The sequence below is a fragment of the Nocardioides alkalitolerans genome (assembly GCA_038184435.1).
Classification (GTDB): Bacteria; Actinomycetota; Actinomycetes; order Propionibacteriales; family Nocardioidaceae; genus Nocardioides; species Nocardioides alkalitolerans_A.
Window position 1 is genome coordinate 1102691 of sequence record CP116227.1, and the last position, 24034, is coordinate 1126724.

The following is a 24034-nucleotide window of genomic DNA, read 5'->3' on the forward strand; positions in this document are numbered from 1 at the left end:
CTCCTGCTCCGCGGCCGGCTCAGCCGCGCGCGGCGGCGAGGTCGGCGGTCGGGATGTGGTGGGTGGAGATGCGCTTGCGGAACACCCAGTAGGTCCAGGTCTGGTAGCCGATGACGATCGGCGTGAAGACGACCGCGACCCAGGTCATGATCTCCAGCGTGTACGGCGTCGCCGCCGCGTTGGTGGTCGTCAGCGAGAAGGCCGCGCTCGTGCTCGACGGCATGACGTCCGGGAAGAGGGCGAGGAAGAGCCCGCCGACCGCCAGGGCGATCGTGAGGAACGTGCCGAGGAACGCCCAGCCCTCACGGCCGGCGGCGGCGGCGCCGATGCCGGCGAGCAGGCACGCGGCGCCGAGCACGAACGCGGCGGCCGAGCCGAGCGAGCCGGTCTGCACCTGGGTCCAGACGAGGAAGACGACGGCCGCGGCGGCGGCGGCCAGCCCGATCCGGACGGCGAGCGCACGGGCCCGGTGCCGGATGTCGCCGTCGGTCTTCAGCGCCACGAACATCGCGCCGTGGGTGAGGAAGAGCAGCACGAGCACGACGCCGCCGAGCAGCCCGAAGGGGTTGAGCAGCGTGAGCAGGTTCCCGGTGAACTCCTTGTCGGCGTCGATCGGCACGCCGGCCACGATGTTGGCGAACGCGACGCCCCACAGGAAGGCGGTGACGAAGGACCCGCCGATCAGTGCCGCGTCCCACCGGGCGCGCCACGCGGCCGTGTCGCCCTTGTGGCGGAACTCGAACGACAGGTTGCGCAGGATCAGGGCGACGATGATGAGCAGCAGCGGCAGGTAGAAGCCGCTGAACAGCGTGGCGTACCACTCCGGGAACGCCGCGAACGTCGCCCCGCCGGCGACGAGCAGCCACACCTCGTTGCCGTCCCAGACGGGGCCGACGGTGTTGATCATGACGCGCCGCTCGGTCTCGTCCCGGGCGAGCACCGGGACGAGCATGCCGACGCCGAAGTCGAAGCCCTCGAGGGCGAAGTAGCCGATCCAGAGGACGGCGATGAGCACGAACCAGACGGTGGTGAGCTCGAGTCCGAACATGGTGGGTTCCTCGATCCTGCTCAGTAGGCGAACGTGAGGGGCGCGTCGGCGTCGTGGTCGTCCCGGCCGGGGTCCGGCGGCTCGACGAACGGCTCCGGGCCCTTCTTGACGGTCTTCGCGAGCAGCTTCAGCTCGATGACGGCGAGCACGGCGTAGAGGCTGGTGAGCGCGACCACCGAGATGAGCGCCTCGGTGACGCTGACCCCGGGGGAGACGCCCCGCTCGGTGGTCATGAGGCCGAACACGACCCACGGCTGCCGGCCCATCTCGGTGAAGATCCAGCCCATCGAGTTGGCCGCGACCATCACGACGGGGAGCGCGATCCCGACCCGGCCGACCCAGGCGGGGTCGACGGCATCGTCGCGCTTGCGGCGGGTGAGCCACAGCACCAGCACCGAGCCGGCGGCGCCGAGCGCCCCGAAGCCCATCATCCAGCGGAAGGTCCAGTAGGTGACGGGGATGTTGGGCACGTAGTCGCCGGGCGTGTAGTACGTCGCGCCCGGATCCGAGCCGTACTGCTCGGCGTAGGTCGACCGGAGCTCGTTGATGCCCTTGACCTCGCCGTCGAAGGAGCCCGTGCCCAGGAACGAGAGGAGGCAGGGCACCGTCACGGCGAACTTCTCGTGCTGGCCGTCGGGGGTGCCGATGGTGAAGACGGAGAAGGGCGCGCAGGACTCCTCGGTCTCGTAGAGCGCCTCGGCGGCGGCCATCTTCATGGGCTGCACCTCGGTCATGACCTTGCCCTGGATGTCGCCCGAGACGACGACGCCGATCCCGGCGACGGCCATGAGGACCGCGGCGATGCGCATGCCCTTGCGGTACATCTCGCGGTCGGAGCGCGCGGTCGCGGCGATCGTCGGCGCCTCGCCGGCGTCGACCTCCTCCTCGGTGGCCACCCGGCCGCCGTGCCGCTTCGAGACGTAGAGCCACGCGCTGACGCCGATCACGAAGGCGGCGGCGGTCATGTACGCCGCGAGCACCACGTGCGGGAACGTCACGAGCTGCACCTTGTTGAACATCACCGCGGCGAAGTCGGTCAGCTCGGCGCGCCCGGTCTCGGGGTTGTAGTCGTAGCCGACGGGGTGCTGCATCCAGGAGTTTGCCGCGAGGATGAACCACGACGAGGCCAGCACGCCGAGGTGCACGATCCACATGCAGGCGGCGTGCACGAGGCGGGGGAGCTTGTCCCACCCGAAGATCCACAGGCCCAGGAAGGTCGACTCGAGGAAGAAGGCCAGCAGGCCCTCGATCGCGAGCGGTGCGCCGAACACGTCGCCGACGAAGCGCGAGTAGTCCGACCAGTTCATGCCGAACTGGAACTCCTGCACGATGCCGGTCACGAGACCGAGCGCGAAGTTGATGAGGAAGAGCTTCCCGAAGAACTTCGTGAGGCGCAGGTAGTCGGGGTTCTTGGTGCGCAACCAGAACGTCTCGAAGATCGCGACGACGAGCGTGAGCCCGATCGTGAGCGGGACGAAGAGGAAGTGGTACACGGTGACGATGCCGAACTGCCACCGTGCGATGTCGACGAGCTCCATTGCTCGGTCCTCCTGGGGGCCAGGGCACGGGCGGGGCCTTCCCCCGCCCGACTTCTACGACGCTGCGTAGTAGTTACTACAGATCGTAGTACGAACTCAGATCGGCGGTACACTCAACCCGTGCCCTCGTCTCGCAAGAACTCCTCAAGGTCGGCGCTCGGTGATCTCGAGCGCGCCGTGATGGACGTCCTCTGGTCCCGGTCCGCCGACGAGACGGTCACCGTCCGTGACGTGCACGAGGAGGTGTCCGCCCAGCGCGAGGTCGCCTACACGACCGTCATGACGGTCATGGACCGCCTCGCGCGCAAGGAGCTCGTCGTGCAGGAGCGCGACGGCCGCGCCTACCGCTACCGCGCCAGCGCCTCGCGCGGCGAGATGACCGCGTCCCTCATGCGCACCGCGCTCGACGACATCGGCTCCGACGACCGCACGGGCGCGCTCGTCGCGTTCGTCGGCGACGCCAGTGCCGAGGAGCTGCAGGCGTTGCGCGACGCGCTCGCGCGCATCCCCGACGACCGCGACCCCCCAGCCGCGGGGGCCTGAGGCAGGCTGGACCCGTGACCCCGCTCGTGCTCGGCGCGCTCGCCGTGGTGCTCGCCGGCCCCGTGCCGGCGGCGCTGGCGCGTGCCCACGTGCTGCGCCGCACGCCGTACGCCGCGCTCCTGCTCTGGCAGGCCGTCGCGCTCGCCGCCGTGCTGGCGGCCCTGGGCTCGACGCTCGCGCTGGTCACGGCCCACGTCCTCGTCGAGGACGGCAGCGGCCGCATGCCCGGGCCGGCGGAGTACGCCGTGGCCGCGGTCGCGCTCGGTGTCACCGGTCTCGTCGCCGGGCGGCTGCTGCTGAGCGCCCACCGGGTCGGGGCCAGCCTGCGGCGCATCCGCCGCCGCCACGCCGACCAGGTGGACCTCCTCGGCCGGGTGCAGGACGACGGGGTGCGCGTGCTCGACGACGACGCCCCGGTGGCGTACTGCCTGCCGGGCATCCACCGCTCGCGCGTCGTCGTGTCCGCCGGGTTCATCGAGCGGCTCGACGTCGACGAGGTGGGTGCCGTGCTGGCCCACGAGTGGGCCCACCTGCGGTTCCGCCACGACCTCGTCGTCGAGTTCTTCGACGTGCTGCACCGCGCGTTCCCGCGCTGGGTCTCGAGCGCCCGCGCGCTGGCCGAGGTGCGGCTCCTGGTCGAGATGTGCGCCGACCGGGCCGCGGCGCGCGCAGCCGGACGTCGCCCGCTGGCGCAGGCGCTCGTGCAGCTCGCCGAGTCGCGGGCACCGGCGGCTGCGATGGGTGCGGGCTCTGGCCGGACCTCCGACCTGGTGGCGCGCATCGAGGTGCTGGGCGACCCGGCCCCGCCGCGACCGCAGGGGCCGGTGCTGGTGGTGCTGTCGCTGGCCGTCCTCGTGCTCCCGACGTGGCTGGTCGTCGCCCCCTGGCTGGCGGCCGTCGCCGACGCCGGCTTCTGACGGGGCGGCCCGGTCCGACCGCGCCGTACCACGCCGTGGCCCGGTCCACAGGACCGGGGCGCGACACGCCTCGAGTGAAGCGTGGTGCGGGTGTGACGATCGCCTAGGGTCACCAGCATGGCGACCCGTACGTCTTCCCCGCCGGGGTCGCGAAGCTCGAGCACGTCCCGCAACGGCGCATCCCGCACGGGTGCGTCCAAGGGCGGCTCGGGGTCTCGCGCCCGGAGTACCGGCAAGTCCACCCGTTCCGGCAACGCCCGAGGTGGCAGCGCGAAGCGTGCTCCGGCGCGCCCGGCTCCCCGGGCGGTGCGCAGCGGTCCCGGCCCGGTCCTGCGCTTCTTCGCGCTGATCGGCCGCGGCATCGTCGCCGCCTGGCTCGGTCTCGCGGGCGCCGTGGGCGGGGCGGCGCGCAGCGTCGGCCACGCGGCGCGCGAGGTGGAGCCCGAGCACCGCCGCGACGGCGTCGGACTCGCCTTCTTCGGTCTCGCGGTCGTGGTCGCGGGCGCCGTCTGGTGGCAGTTCTCCGGGGCCGCGCTCGACACGGTGCGCACGATGGTGGCCGGCTCCGTCGGCAAGCTGGCGGGCTTCGTGCCGCTGGCGCTCGTCTACGTGGGGTGGCGCAACATGCGTGACCCCGAGCGCAACGGTCCCGTGGGTCGCCAGGTCATCGGGTGGACGGCCCTGTCGTTCGGCCTCCTCGGCATCGTGCACATCGCCAACGGCAACCCCGAGCCCGTGCTCGGCGACACCAACGACCTCCAGCAGGCCGGCGGTGCCGTCGGTTTCGTCGTCTCCAGCCTCCTGCTGGACCTGCTCCGCAGCGCCTGGGTCGTCGTGCCGCTGCTCGCGCTGCTGGGCTTCTTCGGGGTCCTCATCATCACGGCGACGCCCGTCTACCAGATTCCCGCCCGCCTCCGCGAGGCCCGCGACCGCCTCCTCGGCGCACCGGGCCACGCGGGTCGGGCCGAGCGCTCCGCCGCCGACGAGGACATCGACCTCGATGCCGGCGACCCGGCCTACGACACCCCGCTCGTCACTGAGGAGAGCCGCAAGGAGCGGCGCGCCCGGCTCAAGGCCGAGCGCGAGGAGCGCGCCGCCGCCGAGGAGGCCGAGGCCGCGCTCACCGCCGACGTCGGCCCTGACGCGCTGGACTTCGCGCAGGGGGTCTTCGGTGAGACCCCGGACGCTCCGGAGCGCCCGGGGGCGCCGGCGACGGGTCTCGACCTCGACGCCCCGGCTCCGTCGGCCGCGGCGGCCGCTGCCGCCGGCCGCGCCTCCTCGCGCGACGGGGACGGCGTCCTCGAGCCGCCGCCGCACGCGGAGCTGCCGCCGCGGGTCGAGCAGCTCTCGATCTCCGGGGACATCGCCTACTCGTTGCCCGCCAGCGAGATGCTCAAGGAGGGCTCGCCCCACAAGGCGCGCTCCAAGGCGTCCGACGCCGTCGTCGAGCGGCTCACCCAGGTGATGGACGAGTTCAACATCGACGCGCAGGTCACGGGCTACACGCGCGGCCCGACGGTCACCCGCTACGAGGTCGAGCTGGGCCCGGGCGTGAAGGTCGAGAAGATCCTCAACGTCCAGAAGAACATCGCGTACGCCGTCGCCTCGGCCGACGTGCGCATCCTCAGCCCCATCCCGGGCAAGTCCGCGGTCGGCGTGGAGATCCCGAACCTCGACAAGGAGATCGTGTCGCTCGGCGACGTGCTCCGCTCGAGCACGGCGCGCTCCGAGCCGCACCCGATGATCGCGGGCCTCGGCAAGGACGTGGAGGGCGGCTTCGTCGTCGCCAACCTGGCGAAGATGCCCCACCTCCTCGTCGCCGGTGCGACCGGCTCCGGCAAGTCGAGCTTCATCAACTCGATGATCACGTCGATCCTCATGCGCTCCACGCCCGACGAGGTGCGCATGATCATGGTCGATCCGAAGCGCGTGGAGCTGAACGCCTACGAGGGCATCCCGCACCTCATCACGCCGATCATCACGGACCCGAAGAAGGCCGCAGAGGCCCTCGCGTGGGTCGTGCGCGAGATGGACCTGCGCTACGACGACCTCGCCAACTTCGGCTTCCGCCACGTCGACGACTTCAACAAGGCGGTGCGGGCCGGCAAGATCGAGGTCCCCCCGGGCAGCGAGCGCGTGCTCACGCCGTACCCCTACCTGCTCGTCATCGTCGACGAGCTCGCCGACCTCATGATGGTCGCCCCGCGGGACGTCGAGGACGCCGTCGTGCGCATCACCCAGCTCGCGCGCGCCGCCGGCATCCACCTCGTCCTGGCGACGCAGCGTCCGTCGGTGGACGTGGTGACGGGCCTCATCAAGGCCAACGTGCCGTCACGGCTGGCGTTCGCCACGTCGTCGCTCGGCGACAGCCGCGTCATCCTCGACCAGCCCGGCGCCGAGAAGCTCGTCGGCCAGGGTGACGGCCTCTTCCTGCCGATGGGCATGTCGAAGCCGATCCGCGTGCAGGGCTCGTGGGTGGGGGAGGGCGAGATCGCCCAGGTCGTCAAGCACTGCCGGGCGCAGCTCGAGCCGACCTACCGCGAGGACGTCACGGCGCCGGCCCAGAGCAAGCGGGAGCTCGACGACGACATCGGCGACGACATGGACCTGGTGATCCAGGCCGTCGAGCTCGTCGTGTCGACCCAGTTCGGCTCGACGTCGATGCTGCAGCGCAAGCTGCGCGTCGGCTTCGCGAAGGCCGGACGCCTCATGGACATCCTGGAGAGCCGCGGGGTCGTCGGACCCAGCGAGGGCTCCAAGGCTCGGGACGTGCTCGTCAAGCCCGACGAGATCGACGGCGTGATCCTGACGTTGCAGGGGGAGCAGTGAGCCAGCACGAGACGATCGATGACCCGCACGGCGGCACCGAGGGCGCGGCCCAGGGCACGCGGCGCGACCCGTTCGGCCTCAACCTGCCGCGGCGGCCCGACTGGGAGATGTTCGGCGTGGTCTCCGACGACCTGGACCTCGACCGGGACGTGGCGGCCGGTGCCGCCGTCGAGCTGCGTCGCAGCGGTCTCGTCGCCGGCGTCGTCGGCCTCGCCTCCGCCGGCCTGGCCGTGGCGTGGCTCAGCCGCGCCGCCGCCGACGGCGGTGCGCTGGCGTGGTCCCTGACGGGCTTCCTCGCGGTCGTGGCGCTGGCCTACCTGACGGCGTTCGTGGACGCCCGCGTGCCGCTCGCCGTCGTCGACGCGCAGGGCGTGCGCATGCGCCTCGGCCGCACCTGGCAGGGCCTGCCCTGGGAGAGCGTGGACCGCGTCGAGCTCGCCCCGCGCCAGGGTCTGCTGCGCGACGGCCGGCTGGTCGTGGTGCCGTTCGACGCCGACGAGGTCGTCGGCGCGCTCGACGGCAGCGCGCGCTGGCACGCGTTCCTCGCCCGGCGGTGGTACGGCGGCTCGTTCGCCCTCCCCGTCGGCCTCTCCACCAGGGTGACCGGCGCGGACGACCTCGCCGTGGCCGTGCGGACGCTGGCGGACCCCGAGGTCCCGGTGCAGGTGCACGAGGCCCCGGCGGAGACCTCGGTGGAGGCCCCGGCGGAGGCCCCGGCGGAGGACCTGGTCGAGGCTCCCACCGACCCGGTCGAGGCCCCCGTGGCGCAGACCGAGGCCACGCCGGTCGTGGAGCCCGTCGTGGAGCCCGTCGTGGAGCCCGTCGTGGAGCCGGTCGCCGACGACGCCACCCCGCCCGCCGACGACCACGCACGCGGCGACGCACCGCCGCCCGTCGTGGCGGCGGCGCAGCGCCTGCGCCCCTGGGCCGCGACGGTGCTGGCCCGCCTGGCCGAGCGCCGGGAGACCGGGCGCGCGACCGCAGAGGACCTGGACGACGGGCGAGGCCCCCGTCAGGACGACCTCGGGGAGGACTCCCGCGACGACTTCCGGGTCGGCGGGGACCAGCCCGGCGCCGTACCCGCCTCGCCGACCCCCGCCCCGCTGCGCGAGCCGCGTGCCGCCGTGCGGGCCGAGGTGCTGCGCCGCGAGGAGGCCGTGCTCGACCTGCCCGCCTCGGCCCGCGTCGAGGCCGAGGAGCCCGCGGAGCGCGAGCTGCCCGAGGCCGCGGCGTACCTCCGGCGTCCCGCCGAGCCCGGGCTCGCGGCGTACGAGACCCGCGACCCCCTCGACGAGGCGACCGGCCCCCTCGGCGTGGTGGCGACCGAGCCGGTCGTCGAGCCCGTCGTCGGCCCCGTGCTGACCGAGGCGCGCCGCCGGCTGGGCCTCAGCGTCGACCAGGTGGCGGAGCGCACCCGGATCCGGCCGCACGTGATCGAGGCGATCGAGGTCGACGACTTCGGTCCCTGCGGCGGCGACTTCTACGCGCGGGGCCACCTGCGCACCCTCGGCCGCGTGCTGGGGGTGGAGCCGCAGCCGCTGGTGGAGGAGTACGACGAGCGCTACGCCGCCGCGCCCATCGACGCCCGCCGCGTGTTCGAGGCGGAGCTCGCCACGGTGCCGGGCGGATCGCTGCGCGCGACGCGCGGTGGCCCGAACTGGTCGGTGCTCGTCGCGGCGGTCATGTCCGTCGTGCTCCTCTGGGCGGTCGCGCAGTTCCTCTTCGAGCGGCCGGCCGGCAGCGAGGGGACCGGCGGCGAGCAGGCCGGGCTCACGTCCGGCAGCGCGGCGACGCCGCTCGACGTCGAGCTGGTGGCCGGCGAGCAGGCGGCCGACGTCACGGTGCGGGACGCGGCCGGGGACGTCGTGTGGCAGGGCCGCCTCGAGCCGGGGGCCAGCCAGGCCGTGCGGGCGACGCCGCCCGTGCGCATCTCGAGCTCCGACGGCGGGGTCGCGGCGGCGGTCGACGGGCGCGACGCGAGCCCGCTGGGCGAGGCGGGCGAGCCCGTGCAGCGCTCGCTCTCCTGACCGCCTCCACCACCGCCTCCACCCCCGCTGCGTCCGCGCGGCCGGCGTCGCGCCGTTTCGACGCCGCCCCGCGGGTGCGGGCATACTCGACGGGATCATGACTGCCTCCACCGCGCCCTCCCGCCCCACCGCCGCCGACGGCGCCGAGCCGCTGTCGGTCGCGATGGTGACCCTCGGCTGCGCCCGCAACGAGGTCGACTCCGAGGAGCTGGCCGGGCGCCTCGAGGCCGGTGGCTTCCGCCTGGTCGACGACCCCGACGCGGCCGACACGGTGGTCGTCAACACCTGCGGCTTCGTCGAGTCGGCGAAGAAGGACTCGGTGGACACGCTGCTGGCCGCCGCCGACCTCAAGGAGGGCGGCACGACCCGCGCCGTGGTGGCCGTCGGCTGCCTCGCGGAGCGATACGGCGCGGAGCTCGCCGACTCCCTCCCCGAGGCCGACGCGGTGCTGGGCTTCGACGACTACCCCGACATCGCCGCGCGGCTCCGCGCCATCGTCGCGGGCGAGGCCCACCACCCGCACACGCCGACCGACCGTCGCAAGCTGCTCCCGATCAGCCCCGTGGAGCGCGCCGAGGCGATGGTCACCAGCGGCCTGAGCGTTCCCGGCCACGCGCCCGACCTGCCGTTCGGCGCAGCGCCGGCGAGCGGCCCGCGGGCCGTGCGGCGTCGCCTCGACGGTGGCCCGACGGCTCCGCTCAAGCTCGCGAGCGGCTGCGACCGGCGCTGCACCTTCTGCGCGATCCCCAGCTTCCGCGGCTCCTTCGTGAGCCGCCGGCCCGCGGACGTGCTCGGGGAGGCGCGCTGGCTGGGGGAGCAGGGCGTGCGCGAGCTGTTCCTCGTCAGCGAGAACTCGACGTCCTACGGCAAGGACCTCGGCGACGTGAAGCTGCTCGAGACGCTCCTGCCCGAGCTGGCTGCCGTCGAGGGCGTGGCCCGCGTGCGGGTGTCCTACCTGCAGCCCGCCGAGACGCGCCCCGGCCTCATCCGGGCCATCGCCTCCACGCCGGGCGTCACGCCGTACTTCGACCTGTCGTTCCAGCACGCCAGCAACGCCGTGCTGCGGCGCATGCGGCGCTTCGGCGACCCCGACAGCTTCCTCTCGCTGCTCGAGCGCATCCGCGCGCTCGCGCCGGAGGCGGGCATCCGCTCCAACGTCATCGTCGGCTTCCCGGGGGAGACCGAGGAAGACGTCGAGACCCTCTGCGCGTTCCTCGAGGCGGCCCGCCTCGACGTGACCGGCGTGTTCGGCTACTCCGACGAGGACGGTACGGAGGCCGCGGGCTTCGACGGCAAGCACAGCGAGGACGAGGTGCGGGCCCGCACCGAGCACGTCACCGACCTCGTCGAGCAGCTCACCTCGCAGCGCGCCGAGGAGCGGATCGGCGAGCACGTCGAGGTGCTCGTCGAGCGGCTCGACGACGAGGAGGGTCCGGAGGGGCGTGCCGCCCACCAGGGCCCCGAGGTCGACGGCACGACCACCCTCGTCACCGCCGACGGCGACCTGCCGGAGGGCGTGCGCGTCGGCGACCTCGTCCCCGCCGTGGTCGTGGCGAGCGAGGGCGTCGACCTGGTGGCCGAGATCGCAGGAGGGCGTCGATGACGCACGAGCCGACCGGGACGGCCGAGCCGGCCCGCCCCAGCAACTGGAACCTGCCCAACGCGCTGACGACGCTGCGGATCGTGCTCGTGCCGTTCTTCGGGTGGGCGCTGCTCGTCGACGGCGGCGACTCGGTGCTGTGGCGCACCGTCGCCTGGGCGATCTTCGCGGTCGCCATGATCACCGACAAGGTCGACGGGGACATCGCGCGGGCGCGCAACCTCGTCACCGACTTCGGCAAGATCGCGGACCCCATCGCGGACAAGGCGATCACCGGCATGGCCCTCATCGGCCTCGCGATCGTGGGCGACGTGTGGTGGTGGGTCGCGATCGTCGTGCTCGTGCGCGAGTGGAGCGTGACGCTGCTGCGCCTGTCCGTCGCCAAGCAGGTCGTCATCGCGGCCAAGCAGAGCGGGAAGATCAAGACCGCGCTGCAGGGCGTGGCTCTCGGCACGCTGAGCCTGCCCCTGCTGCACGTCGGCGACGTCGTCGGGTGGCTCGAGGTGCCCGGTCTCGTCGTGTTCTACGCCGCGCAGGTCGGCCTCGCCGCGGCCGTCGCCATGACGCTGTGGTCCGGATACGAGTTCTACCGCGACCTCTACCGCCAGCGCCACACGCTGCGGGCGACCGCGCGGGCCTGAGCCTCGTTCCCCGGGCTCGTTCCTGAGCCCGCGCTGGACACGGGCTGAGAGAGCGGCCGGAGGCCGGACGACCTGCGCCGCAACGGTCGTCTCGACCGAACCGTTACCGATCGTTCACTGCGAATCATTGCTTTCATCCACCGGCACGGGGTGGACTGGACCGGTTGTCGTCCAGCCGCGCGACCCCCGACGTCGTGGCGGCACGGTTCCCGTGAAAGGTCGCTCGTGCTCGAACCTTCTCCCCGCCCGTCCCCGTCGCGTCGACCCGGTGAGGCACGCCGGCCACGCCGCGCCCTCGCCGCCGGTCTCGGTCTCGGCCTCGCCGTCTCCGCGCTGGCCGCCCTCCCCGGTTCCGCCACCGCCGCCGTCGACGGCAGCGGCGTCGTCATCTCCGAGTTCTACGGGGGCGGTGGCAACGGTGGCGCCGAGTACACCCACGACTTCGTGGAGCTCTACAACCCGACGTCCACCGCGATCTCGCTGAACGGCTGGTCGGTGCAGTACCGCAACAACGCCGGCACGAGCGCCGCCCAGGTAACGCCGCTCTCCGGCGACATCCCGGCTGGTGGCCACTACCTGGTGCAGTGGGCGAAGGGCAGCGGCGGCACGAAGGCGCTGCCCACCCCGGACGCGACCGGCACCGTCTCGGCGTCCGCGACCGGCGGACAGGTCTGGCTGGCCTCGACCACCACGGCGCTCAACCCGCCCGTCGGCAACGTCACCGGCGCGCCGATCGTCGACTTCCTCGGCGCCTCGCCGACCGCGCCGTCCTTCGAGGGCGCGCCGGCTGCGGAGGCCCCGACGAACCCGACGTCGCTGCAGCGCGCGGCCGACAGCAAGGACCGGGACGACAACGCGCTCGACTTCACCGTGGCGGCTCCGACGCCGCAGAACTCGAGCACCACGACGCCCGAGCCCGAGCCGGAGCCGGAGCCGGAGCCGGTCGACCCGGACGACGTGACCATCGCGGAGATCCAGGGCACGGGTGCCGAGACGCCGCTCGACCGCACCACGCTCGTGCGGACGCGGGGCGTCGTCACCGCGTCGTACCCGACCGGTGGCCTCAACGGCTTCTACCTGCAGACCGCGGGCACCGGCGGCGACCCGAAGCCGGCCGAGGGCGGTGCCTCGGACGCGGTCTTCGTGTGGCTGGGCACGCCGAGCACGACGTACCCCGAGATCGGTGACCACGTCGAGGTCGTGGGCCTGCCCACGGAGTTCAACGGGCTCACGCAGGTGGACGCGCGCGCGACCTCGAAGGGCAGCACCACGGTGCTCGCGGAGCCCGCCGAGGAGGTCAAGCCGCGCGCGTTCGTGCTCCCCGCGCCGGAGCTGCGCGAGCAGTACGAGGGCGAGCTCGTCCTGCCGACCGAGGACTACACGGTCTCCAACAACTTCAACCTCAACAACTTCGGCGAGATCGGCCTCGCGGTGGGCGACACCCCGCTCATCACGCCGACCGAGGTGGCCCGTCCGGGCACGCCGGAGCTCGACGCCGTCAAGGCGGACAACGCCGCTCGGGCGATCTCGCTCGACGACGGCAACCGCACCAACTTCCTGGGGAGCGCCGCGAACAAGGCGATCCCGCTGCCGTGGGTCAGCGGTGGCGAGACCGTGCGGGTCAACGCCGCGGCCACCTTCACGGCGCCCGTGGTCGTCGACTGGCGCGACGGTGCCTGGAAGTACCAGCCCACGGAGCTGCTGACCGCCGACGGCTCCGCCCCCGCGACGTTCGAGGACACGCGCACCGCGGCCCCCGAGGAGGTCGGCGGCGACCTCCAGCTCGCGACCTTCAACGTGCTCAACTACTTCACGACCACCGGTGAGGAGTGGGCGGCGGCCGGCAGCGGACGCTCGTGCACGTACTACACCGACCGTGAGGGCGCCAACGTCACGAACGACCGCTGCGACCCGAACGGGCCGCGCGGCGCGGCGAACCAGGCCAACCTGGAGCGCCAGGAGGCCAAGATCGTCGCGGCGATCAACGCCATCGACGCCGACGTCATCTCGCTCGAGGAGATCGAGAACTCGGCCGCGTTCGGTCTCGACCGCGATGCGGCGCTCGCGACGCTCGTCGCCGCGCTGAACGAGCAGGCAGGCGCGGACCACTGGGCCTACGTGCCGTCGCCCGAGGTGCTGCCCGCGTCCGAGGACGTCATCCGCACGGCGTTCATCTACCAGCCGGACTCGGTCGAGACGGTGGGCCAGTCCGTCATCCACGACGACGACGTCGCCTTCTCCAACGCCCGCGAGCCGCTCGCCCAGGCGTTCAAGCCGGCCGGCGGTGCCGACGAGGACGCGTTCGCGGTCGTCGTCAACCACTTCAAGTCGAAGAGCCCGTCGGGCGCGCCCAGCAGCGGCGACAACGCCAACGGCGAGCAGGGCGCGTGGAACGGCGACCGCGTCCGCCAGGCCGCGTCCCTCGCCGACTTCACGGCCCAGTTCGCGAACGAGATGGACACCGAGGCGGTCTTCCTCACGGGTGACTTCAACTCCTACACCCAGGAGGACCCGCTGCGGCTGCTGTACGACGAGGGCTACACCGACATCGCCTCCGAGGGCGAGTGGAGCTACAGCTTCAGCGGCATGTCGGGCTCCCTCGACCACGTGCTCGCCAACGAGGCGGCCGCCGCGATGGTGACCGGCTCGGACATCTGGGAGATCAACGCGGTCGAGTCCGTGGCCTACGAGTACAGCCGGTACAACTACAACGCGACCGACTTCTACGCGCCGGACCCCTACCGCTCGTCGGACCACGAGCCGCACGTCGTGGGCATCGCGGTCGGCGAGGCGGAGCCGGCCCCGGCCACGGTCGTCGCCCCCGGCACCGTGCAGAACGCGTACGGCGACGTCGTGCGCGTGCCGGTCGAGATCGAGACCGAGGGCGCGGCCGGCGGCCGGGTCGACCTGCACTGGAACGGCGGCATCATCGGCTCGGCCGACGTCGTCGACGGCCAGGCGGTCGTCGAGGTGCCGCGTCGCGTGCTCCTGCCCAAGTCGTACCGCGTGCTGGTGCGCTACAGCGGCGACGCGACCACGCAGGCGGCGGACGGCGGCGTGACCATCCAGGTCGGCAAGGCGCGCACCAACCTCCTGCTGAGCGCGACGCAGCCCCTGCCGGCCGGTCGCAGCGGCACGCTGACGATCCGCATCGGCAACTCGTCGGGCTTCCCGGCGACCGGATGGGTCAACGTGGTCTACGGCGGCAAGGCGTTCCGCGTCTTCGCCGTCCGGGGACTCGCGACGGTCACCCTGCAGCCGGGTCGCACCGGCACGCACCGGGCGAGCGTCTACTACGAGGGCAGCGGCACGGTGTCGCCCGCGTTCGGCGTGCTCTCCATCCGGGTCGGCTGAACCGGCCGCACCCGCGCTCCACCGGCGGCGGGGGAGGATGGGGCCATGAGCCCTGATCCGCACCCCGCCGCCGTCGAGGCCCTCGACGCGCTCGTCGCGTCGGGGGCCTCGCTCGCTGTCGCGGAGTCCCTGACCGGTGGCCGGGTCGCGGCGGCCCTCACCGGCGTGCCCGGCGCCTCCCGGGTGTTCCGGGGCGGCGTCGTGTCCTACGCGACGGAGGCCAAGGTGGGCGTCCTCGGTGTGCCGACGGAGGTGGTGGAGCGCGACGGCGTCGTCTCCGCCGCGTGCGCCGAGGCGATGGCCCGGGGCGCGGCCCGCCTGCTCGCGGCCACGCACGCCGTGGCCACGACCGGGGTCGCGGGACCGGACGAGCAGGAGGGCAAGCCCGTGGGCACCGTGTTCGTCGGCGTCCTCACGCCCGGCGGCGTGCGCAGCGAGCGGCTCGACCTCGCCGCCGCGGACGGACGGGCGGGCATCCAGGAGGCGACCGTGGCCGGCGCGCTGCGCCTGCTCGTCGCCGCCGTGCGGGAGGATCCGCACCACTGACTCGCGGAAGGTGCCGACGGGATGAAACAGGGATCGGGTAGCGTTGCACACCACCTGAGGGTCCCGATCAGAAAGGACAGCCGCATGGTGCTCTACCGGCACTCACTGGGCGACGTCCTCCGTCGTCGTCGCGTGCAGCAGGGCATGACCCTGCGCGAGGTCTCGGCGGGAGCCCGGGTGAGCCTCGGCTACATCTCCGAGGTGGAGCGCGGCCAGAAGGAGGCGTCGAGCGAGCTGTTGGCGTCGCTGTGCGCCGCCCTCGACGTCCCGTTGTCGACGGTGCTGCTCGAGGTGAGCAGCGAGGTCGCCCGCGAGGAGTCGCTCGCGGCGCCCGTGCCGATCACCGTGTCGGCGCGTCCGTCCCGTCCGCGTCCGGAGCCCGACGCGGTGGTCGCCTCCGCGGCCTGACGGCCGCCCTCGTCCGCTCCCGCTCAGCCCTCCGGCTGGCAGTGGGGGCACCAGTACGTCGACCGCTCGCCCCGCTCGGGGGCGTCCGTCTCCGCCCGCATCACGACCTGCACCGTCGTGCCGCACCGTCGGCACGGGTCGCCCGCGCGCCCGTAGACCCACAGCTGCTGTCCGCGGCGCAGCACGCCGGTCGTGCAGCGGGAGGAGCGCTCGCGGTTGGCGTCGAGCATGGCCTGCGAGCGGGTGAGCAGGCGTGGCAGGTCGGGCACGGCGGCGACCGGGCGGCTCGGGTGCAGCCCCATCACGAAACAGATCTCGTTGACGTAGACGTTGCCGATGCCGGCCAAGTTGCGCTGGTCGAGCAGCGCCTCGACGAGGGGACGCTCCGGACGCTCGCGGAGCCGCCGCTCGGCCTCGCGGGGATCCCAGTCGGGACCGAGCAGGTCCGGTCCGAGGTGGCCGACCGCGTCGTCCTCGTCGCTGGTCGGCATCAGGTCGACGACGCCCAGCGCGAACCCGATCGCCTGCACCGGACCGGCGGTCAGCACGACGCGCGCCTGGTGGGCGGGGCGCCGCCAGCGACCGTCGCGCGCCGTCGTGGTCTGCCAGATGCCCTCCATCTTGAGGTGGGTGTGCAGCGTCCACGCACCGCTCGCGTGCTCGAGACGGGTGAGGAGGTGCTTCCCGCGGGGGATCGTGCCGGCGTAGCGCGCCCCGTCGAGGTCGACGGTCGCGTACCGCGGCACCCGCAGGTCCACCCGGTCCAGCACGCGCCCCTGCAGCGCCCGGTCGAGGCGTCGGGCCGCCTGCAGGACGGTGTCGCCCTCAGGCACGGAGACGCAGTCCCTTCGGCGTGGCCACGAAGCCGGCGGCGTCGAGGGCGGCCCGCACCGGCGTGTCCCGGGCGCCGCCGAGGAGCTGGGCACCGTCGGCCTGCTCGACGGTCAGCCGGCCGAGGGCCCCGCGGTGCACGGCGCCCGCCAGCGCGTGCGCCGCGCGGCCGAGCGGATCGGCCTCCCCGGTGAACGTCAGCAGCGTGCGCCCGCCCCGCTCCACGTAGAGCACCAGCTCGCCGTCCACCGTCACCACCAGGGCGCCGGCCTTGCGGCCGGGGCGGTGGGCGCCCGCCGGAGCCTCGGCCTCGCCGGGCTCCTCGCCCCCGCGGCCGACCGAGCCCGGCCGGTCGGGCCAGGGCAGTGCCGCGCCGTACGGGTTCGCCGGATCCGTCGCGGCGAGCACGTACGTCGCGGGCTCGCCCGCCGCGCCGTCGACGCCCCCGGCGGGCTCGGCGAAGGTGCGCAGCCGGTCCACGGCGCCGGTGGTGCCGAACTGGGCGGCGCCCAGGCCGGCGACGAAGTACCCCCGGCGGGTGCGGCCCGACTCCTCGAACGCCGACAGCACGCGGTAAGCCCCGGCGAACCCGCCCGGGAGTCGCTCCGCGACGACCGCGCCGCGGGTGACGACGCCGTGACGGGCGAGCAGCGCCTCCGCCGCGGCGTGCCCCCGCCGGGTCGCGTCCTCGTCGACGGGCGGCAGGGCCGCCCACCGGCCGCTCGTCGCGGGTCCGGCCACGCCGCCGGCCCGCGAGCCCACGCCCCCGCGGCCGGGGCGGGGCGGGAAGGACCGACCCGATCCGCTGCGCGTGCGCGGGGCACGGCGTGCCGACCGGTGGGCCCCGGTGCCGCCCAGCCGGCCGCGCAGGGGCGCGAACGTGTCGTTGGTGACGCGGCCCGCCCACACCAGGTCCCACAGGGCACCGGCGAGGGCGCCGTCGTCGGTCGTGCCGACAGCGTCGCCCAGCTGGCGGAAGAACCACGCGCCGCCCGGCGCGAGCGCGGCGAGCACGGCGTCGTGCAGCTCCGAGGCGTCGTGGGGCGCGGGCAGCGGGAGGGTCAGGTCGGCCGAGTCGACCGGGTGGAGCGTCACCCACCCGTCGGAGCCGGGGAGCGCGCCCTGGCCGGCCCACACCACCTCGCCCCCGGCGGTCAGCTCGTCCAGCATCGCGGGCGCGTAGTCGCGCACCCGGGCGGGCAGCACGAGCGACTCCCACGCGCTCGCCGGGAGCGCGCACCCGGCGAGCTGGTCGATGGCCGTGAGCACGCCGTCGACACCGTGGAGCCCCCCACGGCGACCGGCGCCGCGCGGGCGGGGCTGGCCCGGGCGCGGGCGATCGGTGTCGGGCTCGGGCGGCGGGGCCGCGGCGACTTGCTGCCAGGCCGGGAGGAAGCGCGCGAGGGCGGCCGGGTCGACTGGCTCGACCTCCTGGCGCAGCCGCGCCAGCGACCGGCGGCGGATCCGGCGCAGCACCTCGTTGTCGCACCACTCGGCCCCGCTGCCGCCCGGGCGGAACTCGCCGTCGGTGACCCGACCCTCCGTGCGCAGGCGCTGCAGCGTGGTCTCCACGACCGCGGTGCCCAGCGCCAGCCGGGCGGCGACGTCGGCGGTCGTGAACGGGCCGTGGGTGCGCGCGTACCGCGCGACCAGGTCGCCGAGCGGGTCGGCGACCGGCTCGGCGAAGACCTGGGCGACCCCGGGGGGCACCGCGACACCGAGCGCGTCGCGCAGCCGGCCGACGTCCTCCACCACGGCCCACCGCTCGTCGCCGGCCATCCGCACCACGACGGCTCGGCGCGCGTCCGCCAGGCTGCGCAACCACTCCGCGGCCGCCGCCGGCTCCGTGACGCGTGCGGCCACCTCCGCCTCGCTCAGCGGGCCCACCACGCGCAGGAGGTCCACGACGCCCTCGGCGTCGCGGGCGCCCCGGTCGGCGGTGGTGCGCTGCAGCTCCTGCTCGACCTCGGCGATCACGTCGGGGTCGAGCAGGTCACGCAGCTCGGTGCGGCCGAGCAGCTCGGCCAGCAGCGCCGGGTCGAGCGAGAGGGCCGCCGCGCGCCGCTCCGCCAGCGGTGAGTCGCCCTCGTAGAGGAACTGCGCCACGTAGCCGAACAGCAGCGAGCGGGCGAACGGCGAGGGTGCGCTGGTGTCGACGTCGACCACCTGCACCTCGCGCCGGTCGACTCGCCGGTGCAGCTCCAGCAGCGCCGGCAGGTCGTAGACGTCCTGCAGGCACTCCCGCACGGTCTCCAGCACGACGGGGAACGACGGGTACTTCTCCGCGACCTCGAGCAGCTGCGAGGCCCGCTGCCGCTGCTGCCACAGCGGGGACCGGCGGCCCGGCTGGCGCCGGGGGAGCAGGAGCGCGCGCGCCGCGCACTCGCGGAAGCGCTGCGCGAACAGGGACGACCCACCCACCTCGGTGGTGACGATCGCCTCCAGCTCCTCGGGCTCGAACACGAGCACGTCGCCGCCCGGCGGGTCCTCACCGGTGTCGGGCAGCCGCACGACGATGCCGTCGTCGAACGCGTGCGCCTGCCCGTCGACGCCGTACCGCTCCCGCACCCGCGCGTTGATCGCCAGCGCCCAGGGGGCGTGGACGGGGATCCCGTACGGCGAGTGCAGCACCAGCCGCCAGTCGCCGAGCTCGTCGCGGAACCGCTCGAGCACGAGCGTGCGGTCGCTGGGCAGCACCGTCGTCGTCTCGCGCTGCTCCGCAACGTACGCCACCAGGTTGCCGGCGGCCCACTCGTCGAGACCACTCTCGACGGCGCGGGCCACCGCCTGCGGCTCGGGGAGCGCACCCAGCTCGCGGTGGAGCGCGCCGACCGCGGCTCCCAGCTCGGCCGGGCGGCCGGGGGAGTCGCCGTGCCAGAACGGCAGCCGGCCGGGCACCCCGGGCGCCGGGGTGACGAGCACCTGGTCGTGGGTGATGTCCTCGATCCGCCAGCTCGTGGCACCCAGGGCGAAGACGTCGCCGACCCGCGACTCGTAGACCATCTCCTCGTCGAGCTCGCCGACGCGGCGACCGGGACCGCGCCCGCGCTCGTCGCCCCCGACGATGAAGACACCGAAGAGGCCGCGGTCGGGGATCGTGCCGCCGCTCGTGACGGCCAGGCGCTGCGCGCCCGGACGTGCGGTGAGGTTGCCGGTCACGCGGTCCCAGACCAGACGGGGGCGCAGCTCGGCGAACTCGTCGGACGGGTAGCGGCCGCTCAGCAGGTCGAGGGTCGCGTCGTAGGCGCTGCGCGGCAGCGTCGCGTACGGGGCCGCCCGACGCACGAGGGCGAAGAGCTCGTCGACGTGGGAGGGCTCGAGCGCGACGGCGGCGACCACCTGCTGCGCGAGCACGTCGAGCGGGTTGGACGGCACGCGGAGCGACTCGATCGCCCCCGTCCGCATGGAGTCGACGGCGACGACCGTCGGCGCCAGGTCGGCCCGGAACTGGGGGAAGAGCACGCCGTGGGACACCTCGCCGACCTGGTGGCCGGCGCGCCCGACGCGCTGGAGGGCGCTCGCGACGCTCGGGGGCGAGCCGATCTGCACCACGAGGTCGACCGCGCCCATGTCGATGCCCAGCTCGAGGCTGCTCGTGGCGACGACGCAGGGGAGGCGCCCGCTCTTCAGGTCGTCCTCGATGATCTCCCGCTGCTCCTTGGAGACCGACCCGTGGTGGGCGCGGGCGACGAGAGCGGCGGCGCCCGTCGTGGAGCCGGACTGGCCGGCCAGCTCGGCAGGAGGCCGGGTGGGCGTCCCGGCCCCGGGGCCTTCCCCGTCACCGGTCTCGCGCGCCTCGGCCCGCTCCTGCGCGAGGGTGTTGAGCCGCGCCGTGAGGCGCTCGGAGACGCGACGCGAGTTGGTGAAGACGATCGTCGAGCGGTGGGACTCCACGAGGTCGAGCACGCGCTCCTCGACGTGCGGCCAGATGGAGGTGGCCGCTCGTCCGGAGTCGGGATCGTCCTCGTCGTACTCGCCCGGGGCAGTCATGTCCTCGACCGGCACGACGACCCCGAGGTCCCACTGCTTCTGCGACGGCGGCGCGACGATCTCGACGGGGCGGCCGCCGGCGAGGAACCGCGCGACCTCCTCGATCGGGCGGACGGTCGCCGACAGGCCGACCCGTTGCGCCGGCTGGGGGAGGAGGGCGTCGAGGCGCTCGAGGGTGAGCGCGAGGTGGGCGCCCCGCTTGCTGCCCGCCACGGCGTGGACCTCGTCGACGATCACCGTCTCGACGCCCCGCAGGGCCTCCCGGGCCTGGGAGGTGAGCATGAGGAAGAGCGACTCGGGGGTCGTGATGAGGATGTCGGGCGGGCGCGTGCCGAGACGGCGTCGGTCAGCGGCCGAGGTGTCGCCGGAGCGCACGCCGACCTGCACCTGCGGCACCTCCACGCCCAGGCGCTCGCCGGTCGCGCGGAGACCGACCAGGGGGGTGCGCAGGTTGCGCTCCACGTCGACCGCCAGCGCCTTCAGCGGCGACACGTAAAGCACCCGGCAGCGGTGGGCCGGCTCCTCGGGCGGGGGCGTCGTGGTCAGCCGGTCGATCGCGGACAGGAACGCCGCGAGCGTCTTGCCCGACCCGGTCGGGGCGACCACGAGGGCGTGGCTGCCGGAGCCGATCGCGTCCCAGGCCCCTTCCTGCGCCGGCGTCGGCGTCGCGAAGGCAGCCGTGAACCACGCCTGGGTCACCTCGGAGAACCGAGCGAGCGCGGATGCGGACATGCCGTTCATCCTTGCAGCGTGCACCGACAGTCCTGACGGGCCGGCCGGCCAGCCGGCCGGCCAGCTGGCCGGATCAGTCCCGGATCGCGTCCCCCGTCGGCATGTTGACGAGCATGCGCTGGTAGAAAGCCATGTCGATCCACTGGTCGAACTTGTTGCCGACCTCCTTGAACTCGCCCACCTTGGTGAACCCGCAGGCGACGTGCAGCCGCTCGCTCGCCGGGTTGGGCAGGGCGACCGCCGCGATGGCGGTGTGCACGCCCGAGACGGCCATCGTCTGCAGCAGGGCGGGGTAGAGGAGGCGCCCGATCCCGCGCCCGCGCACGGAGTTGTCGAGGTAGATGGACGTCTCGCGCGTCAGGTCGTAGGCGGGACGCGGCCGGAACGACCACGAGTAGGCGTAGCCGACGACATCGTCGGCGGCGTCCACCGCGACGATGAGGTGGTCGCCGGGGTGCTGGCCGTCGAGGCGCTGCCGCCAGTACTCCCGGTCGGGTGGCTCGAGGTCGAACGTCGCGAGGGAGTGCTCGACGGCGTGGTTGTAGATCGCCGAGATCCGGGGGAGGTCGTGCTCGTGGGCGGACCGCGTCGCGTAGTCGTCCATCCGGGCATTCTGCCCCCGTGCCGACGTGACGGGCCGCAAGGGGGCCGCAGAGGGGGGCAGCAGAGGGGGCCGCGGAGGGGTCCGCCGAGAGGCGGCGCCTGGGGGACCGGATTCCCCGAGCGGCAGTGTCCCGTCCACGGTTGGCAGCCTCCGCGCTCCCCGGCGCGGCCCACCCCTGCGATCATGGCCCGCGTGAGTGAGGTGACCACCGACGAGCCCTTCGTCGCAGCCGACGCCGACACCAAGGACTGGACCTGGGTGCTGGACCGTCCGTGCCCCGACTGCGGCGTCACCGCCGGGGCCGTTCCCCTGGCCGCCGTCCCCGGCCTGTTGGCCGCGGCGTCCGCGACGTGGACCACGGTGCTCGACGGGCCGGGGGTCGATCGCGAGCAGCTCCGGCGACGCCCACGGCCGGGAGTGTGGTCCACGACGGAGTACGCCGCGCACGTCCGCGACGTGCACCGGGTCTTCGACGACCGGCTGGCCCTGGTGCTGGCCGCGACCGGCGACGCGGGGGCCACCTTCGCGAACTGGGACCAGGACGCCGCCGCGGCCGAGGGGCGCTACGACCTCGAGGACCCCCGGGGGGTGGCTCGCGAGCTCGCGGCAGCGTCGGCCCGGGTGGCGGACCGCTACGCCGCCGTCCGCCCCGAGGACGCCGGCCGGCGCGGGCTGCGCAGCAACGGGTCCGCCTTCACGGTGACGACGCTGGCGCGCTACCACCTGCACGACGTCCTCCACCACCTCCACGACGTCGGCGCGCCGGTGCCGGGCGGTGGCGCGGCGTGAGGCACACCGAGTTCTGGAAGCGTCTCGAGGCCGCCATCGGCCCTGGGCGGACCCGGGCCTGGGCGAACAGCCACGTCATGCCGGCGCTCGGCAACCGCACCGCGGTCGAGGCCCTGGACGCGGGGGAGGACCCGAAAGCCGTCTGGGCCGTCGTGCACCGCACGCTCGAGCTGCCCGAGTCCGAGCGGTGACCGCCCTCCCCGAGCCCGCCGCGGGGGTCACGGCCTTCCCGGGCGGACCGGACGAGGCCGCCCGCATCCAGCGACGTACCGTCGTGGTCCTCGTGCTGGCCCAGGCCGTCGGCGCCGTGGGCATCACCATCGGCATCGCGACGGCGAGCCTCCTGGCCCGCGACCTGTCCGGCTCGGACGCGCAGGCCGGTCTCGCCCAGACCGCCCAGGTCGTCGGGGCCGCCGCCGCGGCGTACGTGCTCGCGGGGCTCATGGCGTCCCGGGGACGCCGGCTCGGGCTGCTCGCCGGCATGCTGACGGGCGCCGCGGGGGCCGCGCTCGCCGTGGTCGCGGGCGTGGTCGGGTCCATGGCCCTGCTGCTCGTGGGCTCGGCGCTGCTGGGCGCGATGACGGCGGCGAACAGCGGGTCGCGGTACGCCGCGGTCGACCTGGCCGCGCCGCTGCGCCGCGGTCGCGCCCTGTCGCTCGTGGTGTGGGCGACGACGATCGGTGCGGTCGCCGGCCCCAACCTGACGGGGCTGTCGGGCTGGGTCGCCGGCCGGATCGGCGTTCCCGAGCTCACCGGCCCGTTCGTGGTCGGCGCTGTCGCGATGCTGCTGGCGGCGCTCGTCGTCGGGGTGGGGCTCCGTCCCGACCCGCTGCTGACGGCGCGGCGGCTGGCGGTCGCCGATGCCGGGACCGTCCTCCCGCCGTCGGCCCGCCGCCGGGGCATCGACTGGTCGGTGGTGGGCGAGGTCCTCGCGACCCGACCCGCCGTGACGGCCGCGGTCGTGGCGCTCTCGTGCGCGCACGCGGTGATGGTCGCCGTGATGGTCATGACGCCGCTGCACATGGAGCACGGTGGGGCGGAGCTCGACGTGATCGGCCTGGTCATCAGCATCCACGTGCTCGGCATGTTCGCCTTCTCACCGGTCGTGGGACTCGTGGCCGACCGCTGGGGCCGCGGTCGCGCGCTGGGGATCGGCGCCGCCGTGCTGCTCGTCTCCCTGGGGCTCGCGGGCACGTCGCCGGAGGGGCACTCCTGGCACATCGCGACCGGCCTGTTCCTCCTGGGCCTGGGCTGGTCGTTCGCGACGGTGGCGGCGTCGACCGCGATCGCGGACGGCACCCCGCTCGAGGCGCGCACCGATGTGCAGGGCGCCTCCGACATGGTGATGGGCCTCACCGCCGCCGTCGGGGGTGCGCTCGCCGGCGTCGTGGTGGGGGCGTGGGGCTTCGGCTGGCTGGCCGCGGGGGCCGCGGTGCTCGTGCTGGTGCTGTTCGGCGCGGCCGCGGTGACGGTACGCGCGGGAACGGTGCCCACGGACGCGGAGCACGCCGCCGGCTGAGCGTCGTCGCGACACGCCGGGCGGCGGAGTGGTCCGTCGAACACGTGTTCGTCTACGCTTGCTGTCCACAGGCACGTGATCGGGTCGAGTTCTCCCCAGGCGCCGCGAGGCGCTCAGG

The 24034-nt window shown here is 74.3% G+C and carries 17 protein-coding genes; 12 read left to right on the top strand and 5 right to left on the bottom strand.

The window, feature by feature from the left end:
• Positions 1–19 precede the first annotated feature (19 nt).
• Complete coding sequence (gene cydB / locus PIR53_05375) at positions 20–1048, bottom strand: cytochrome d ubiquinol oxidase subunit II (GenBank protein ID WZH53429.1); 1029 nt, start codon at positions 1046–1048, stop codon at positions 20–22.
• Between the two features lie 20 nt (positions 1049–1068).
• Positions 1069–2586, bottom strand: a complete 1518-nt coding sequence (locus PIR53_05380) for a cytochrome ubiquinol oxidase subunit I (GenBank protein ID WZH53430.1) — start codon at positions 2584–2586, stop codon at positions 1069–1071.
• A 120-nt stretch (positions 2587–2706) separates the two neighbouring features.
• Here PIR53_05380 and PIR53_05385 point away from each other — a divergent pair, with 120 nt between their 5' ends.
• From PIR53_05385 to PIR53_05425, 9 genes are all read left to right on the top strand, one after another.
• Positions 2707–3129 carry a BlaI/MecI/CopY family transcriptional regulator gene (locus PIR53_05385; protein ID WZH53431.1) on the top strand — a complete coding sequence of 141 codons (423 nt, stop codon included), beginning with the start codon at positions 2707–2709 and terminating at the stop codon, positions 3127–3129.
• A 14-nt stretch (positions 3130–3143) separates the two neighbouring features.
• On the top strand, positions 3144–4046 hold the full coding sequence (locus PIR53_05390) for a M56 family metallopeptidase (GenBank protein ID WZH53432.1): 903 nt from the start codon (positions 3144–3146) through the stop codon (positions 4044–4046).
• A 117-nt stretch (positions 4047–4163) separates the two neighbouring features.
• The gene (locus PIR53_05395; GenBank protein WZH53433.1) at positions 4164–6875 is read left to right on the top strand and encodes a DNA translocase FtsK; all 2712 of its coding nucleotides are present in this window, start codon (positions 4164–4166) and stop codon (positions 6873–6875) included.
• A complete protein-coding gene (locus PIR53_05400; protein ID WZH53434.1) occupies positions 6872–8902 on the top strand; it encodes a helix-turn-helix domain-containing protein in 2031 nt (676 codons plus the stop codon). The genes PIR53_05395 and PIR53_05400 overlap by 4 nt, the downstream gene beginning before the upstream one ends.
• A gap of 151 nt (positions 8903–9053) precedes the next feature.
• Complete coding sequence (rimO, locus tag PIR53_05405; GenBank protein WZH54402.1) at positions 9054–10505, top strand: 30S ribosomal protein S12 methylthiotransferase RimO; 1452 nt, start codon at positions 9054–9056, stop codon at positions 10503–10505.
• Complete coding sequence (gene pgsA / locus PIR53_05410) at positions 10502–11143, top strand: CDP-diacylglycerol--glycerol-3-phosphate 3-phosphatidyltransferase (protein WZH53435.1); 642 nt, start codon at positions 10502–10504, stop codon at positions 11141–11143. Before rimO ends, pgsA begins: the two co-directional genes overlap by 4 nt.
• Before the next feature lie 225 nt (positions 11144–11368).
• Positions 11369–14497 carry an ExeM/NucH family extracellular endonuclease gene (locus tag PIR53_05415; protein WZH53436.1) on the top strand — a complete coding sequence of 1043 codons (3129 nt, stop codon included), beginning with the start codon at positions 11369–11371 and terminating at the stop codon, positions 14495–14497.
• 45 nt (positions 14498–14542) lie between these two features.
• Complete coding sequence (locus tag PIR53_05420) at positions 14543–15043, top strand: CinA family protein (protein ID WZH53437.1); 501 nt, start codon at positions 14543–14545, stop codon at positions 15041–15043.
• An 84-nt stretch (positions 15044–15127) separates the two neighbouring features.
• On the top strand, positions 15128–15451 hold the full coding sequence (locus PIR53_05425; protein WZH53438.1) for a helix-turn-helix transcriptional regulator: 324 nt from the start codon (positions 15128–15130) through the stop codon (positions 15449–15451).
• A 23-nt stretch (positions 15452–15474) separates the two neighbouring features.
• Here PIR53_05425 and PIR53_05430 read toward each other — a convergent pair whose 3' ends face one another.
• The 3 genes from PIR53_05430 to PIR53_05440 all read right to left on the bottom strand — a co-directional run bounded on the left by PIR53_05430 (position 15475) and on the right by PIR53_05440 (position 21608).
• The gene (locus PIR53_05430; protein WZH53439.1) at positions 15475–16284 is read right to left on the bottom strand and encodes an Fpg/Nei family DNA glycosylase; all 810 of its coding nucleotides are present in this window, start codon (positions 16282–16284) and stop codon (positions 15475–15477) included.
• Positions 16277–21004 (bottom strand): ATP-dependent helicase, encoded by a 4728-nt coding sequence (locus PIR53_05435; GenBank protein ID WZH53440.1) that lies wholly within the window; start codon positions 21002–21004, stop codon positions 16277–16279. Before PIR53_05435 ends, PIR53_05430 begins: the two co-directional genes overlap by 8 nt.
• Before the next feature lie 73 nt (positions 21005–21077).
• Positions 21078–21608, bottom strand: a complete 531-nt coding sequence (locus PIR53_05440) for a GNAT family N-acetyltransferase (GenBank protein WZH53441.1) — start codon at positions 21606–21608, stop codon at positions 21078–21080.
• Positions 21609–21800: 192 nt separating this feature from the next.
• Here PIR53_05440 and PIR53_05445 point away from each other — a divergent pair, with 192 nt between their 5' ends.
• From PIR53_05445 to PIR53_05455, 3 genes are read left to right on the top strand one after another with little or no spacing between them, the layout of a single operon-like run.
• Positions 21801–22397: a DinB family protein gene (locus PIR53_05445; GenBank protein WZH53442.1), complete on the top strand. Its 597-nt coding sequence runs from the start codon at positions 21801–21803 to the stop codon at positions 22395–22397.
• Positions 22394–22588: a DUF3046 domain-containing protein gene (locus tag PIR53_05450; protein ID WZH53443.1), complete on the top strand. Its 195-nt coding sequence runs from the start codon at positions 22394–22396 to the stop codon at positions 22586–22588. The genes PIR53_05445 and PIR53_05450 overlap by 4 nt, the downstream gene beginning before the upstream one ends.
• On the top strand, positions 22585–23916 hold the full coding sequence (locus tag PIR53_05455; GenBank protein ID WZH53444.1) for an MFS transporter: 1332 nt from the start codon (positions 22585–22587) through the stop codon (positions 23914–23916). The genes PIR53_05450 and PIR53_05455 overlap by 4 nt, the downstream gene beginning before the upstream one ends.
• Positions 23917–24034: the final 118 nt, after the last annotated feature.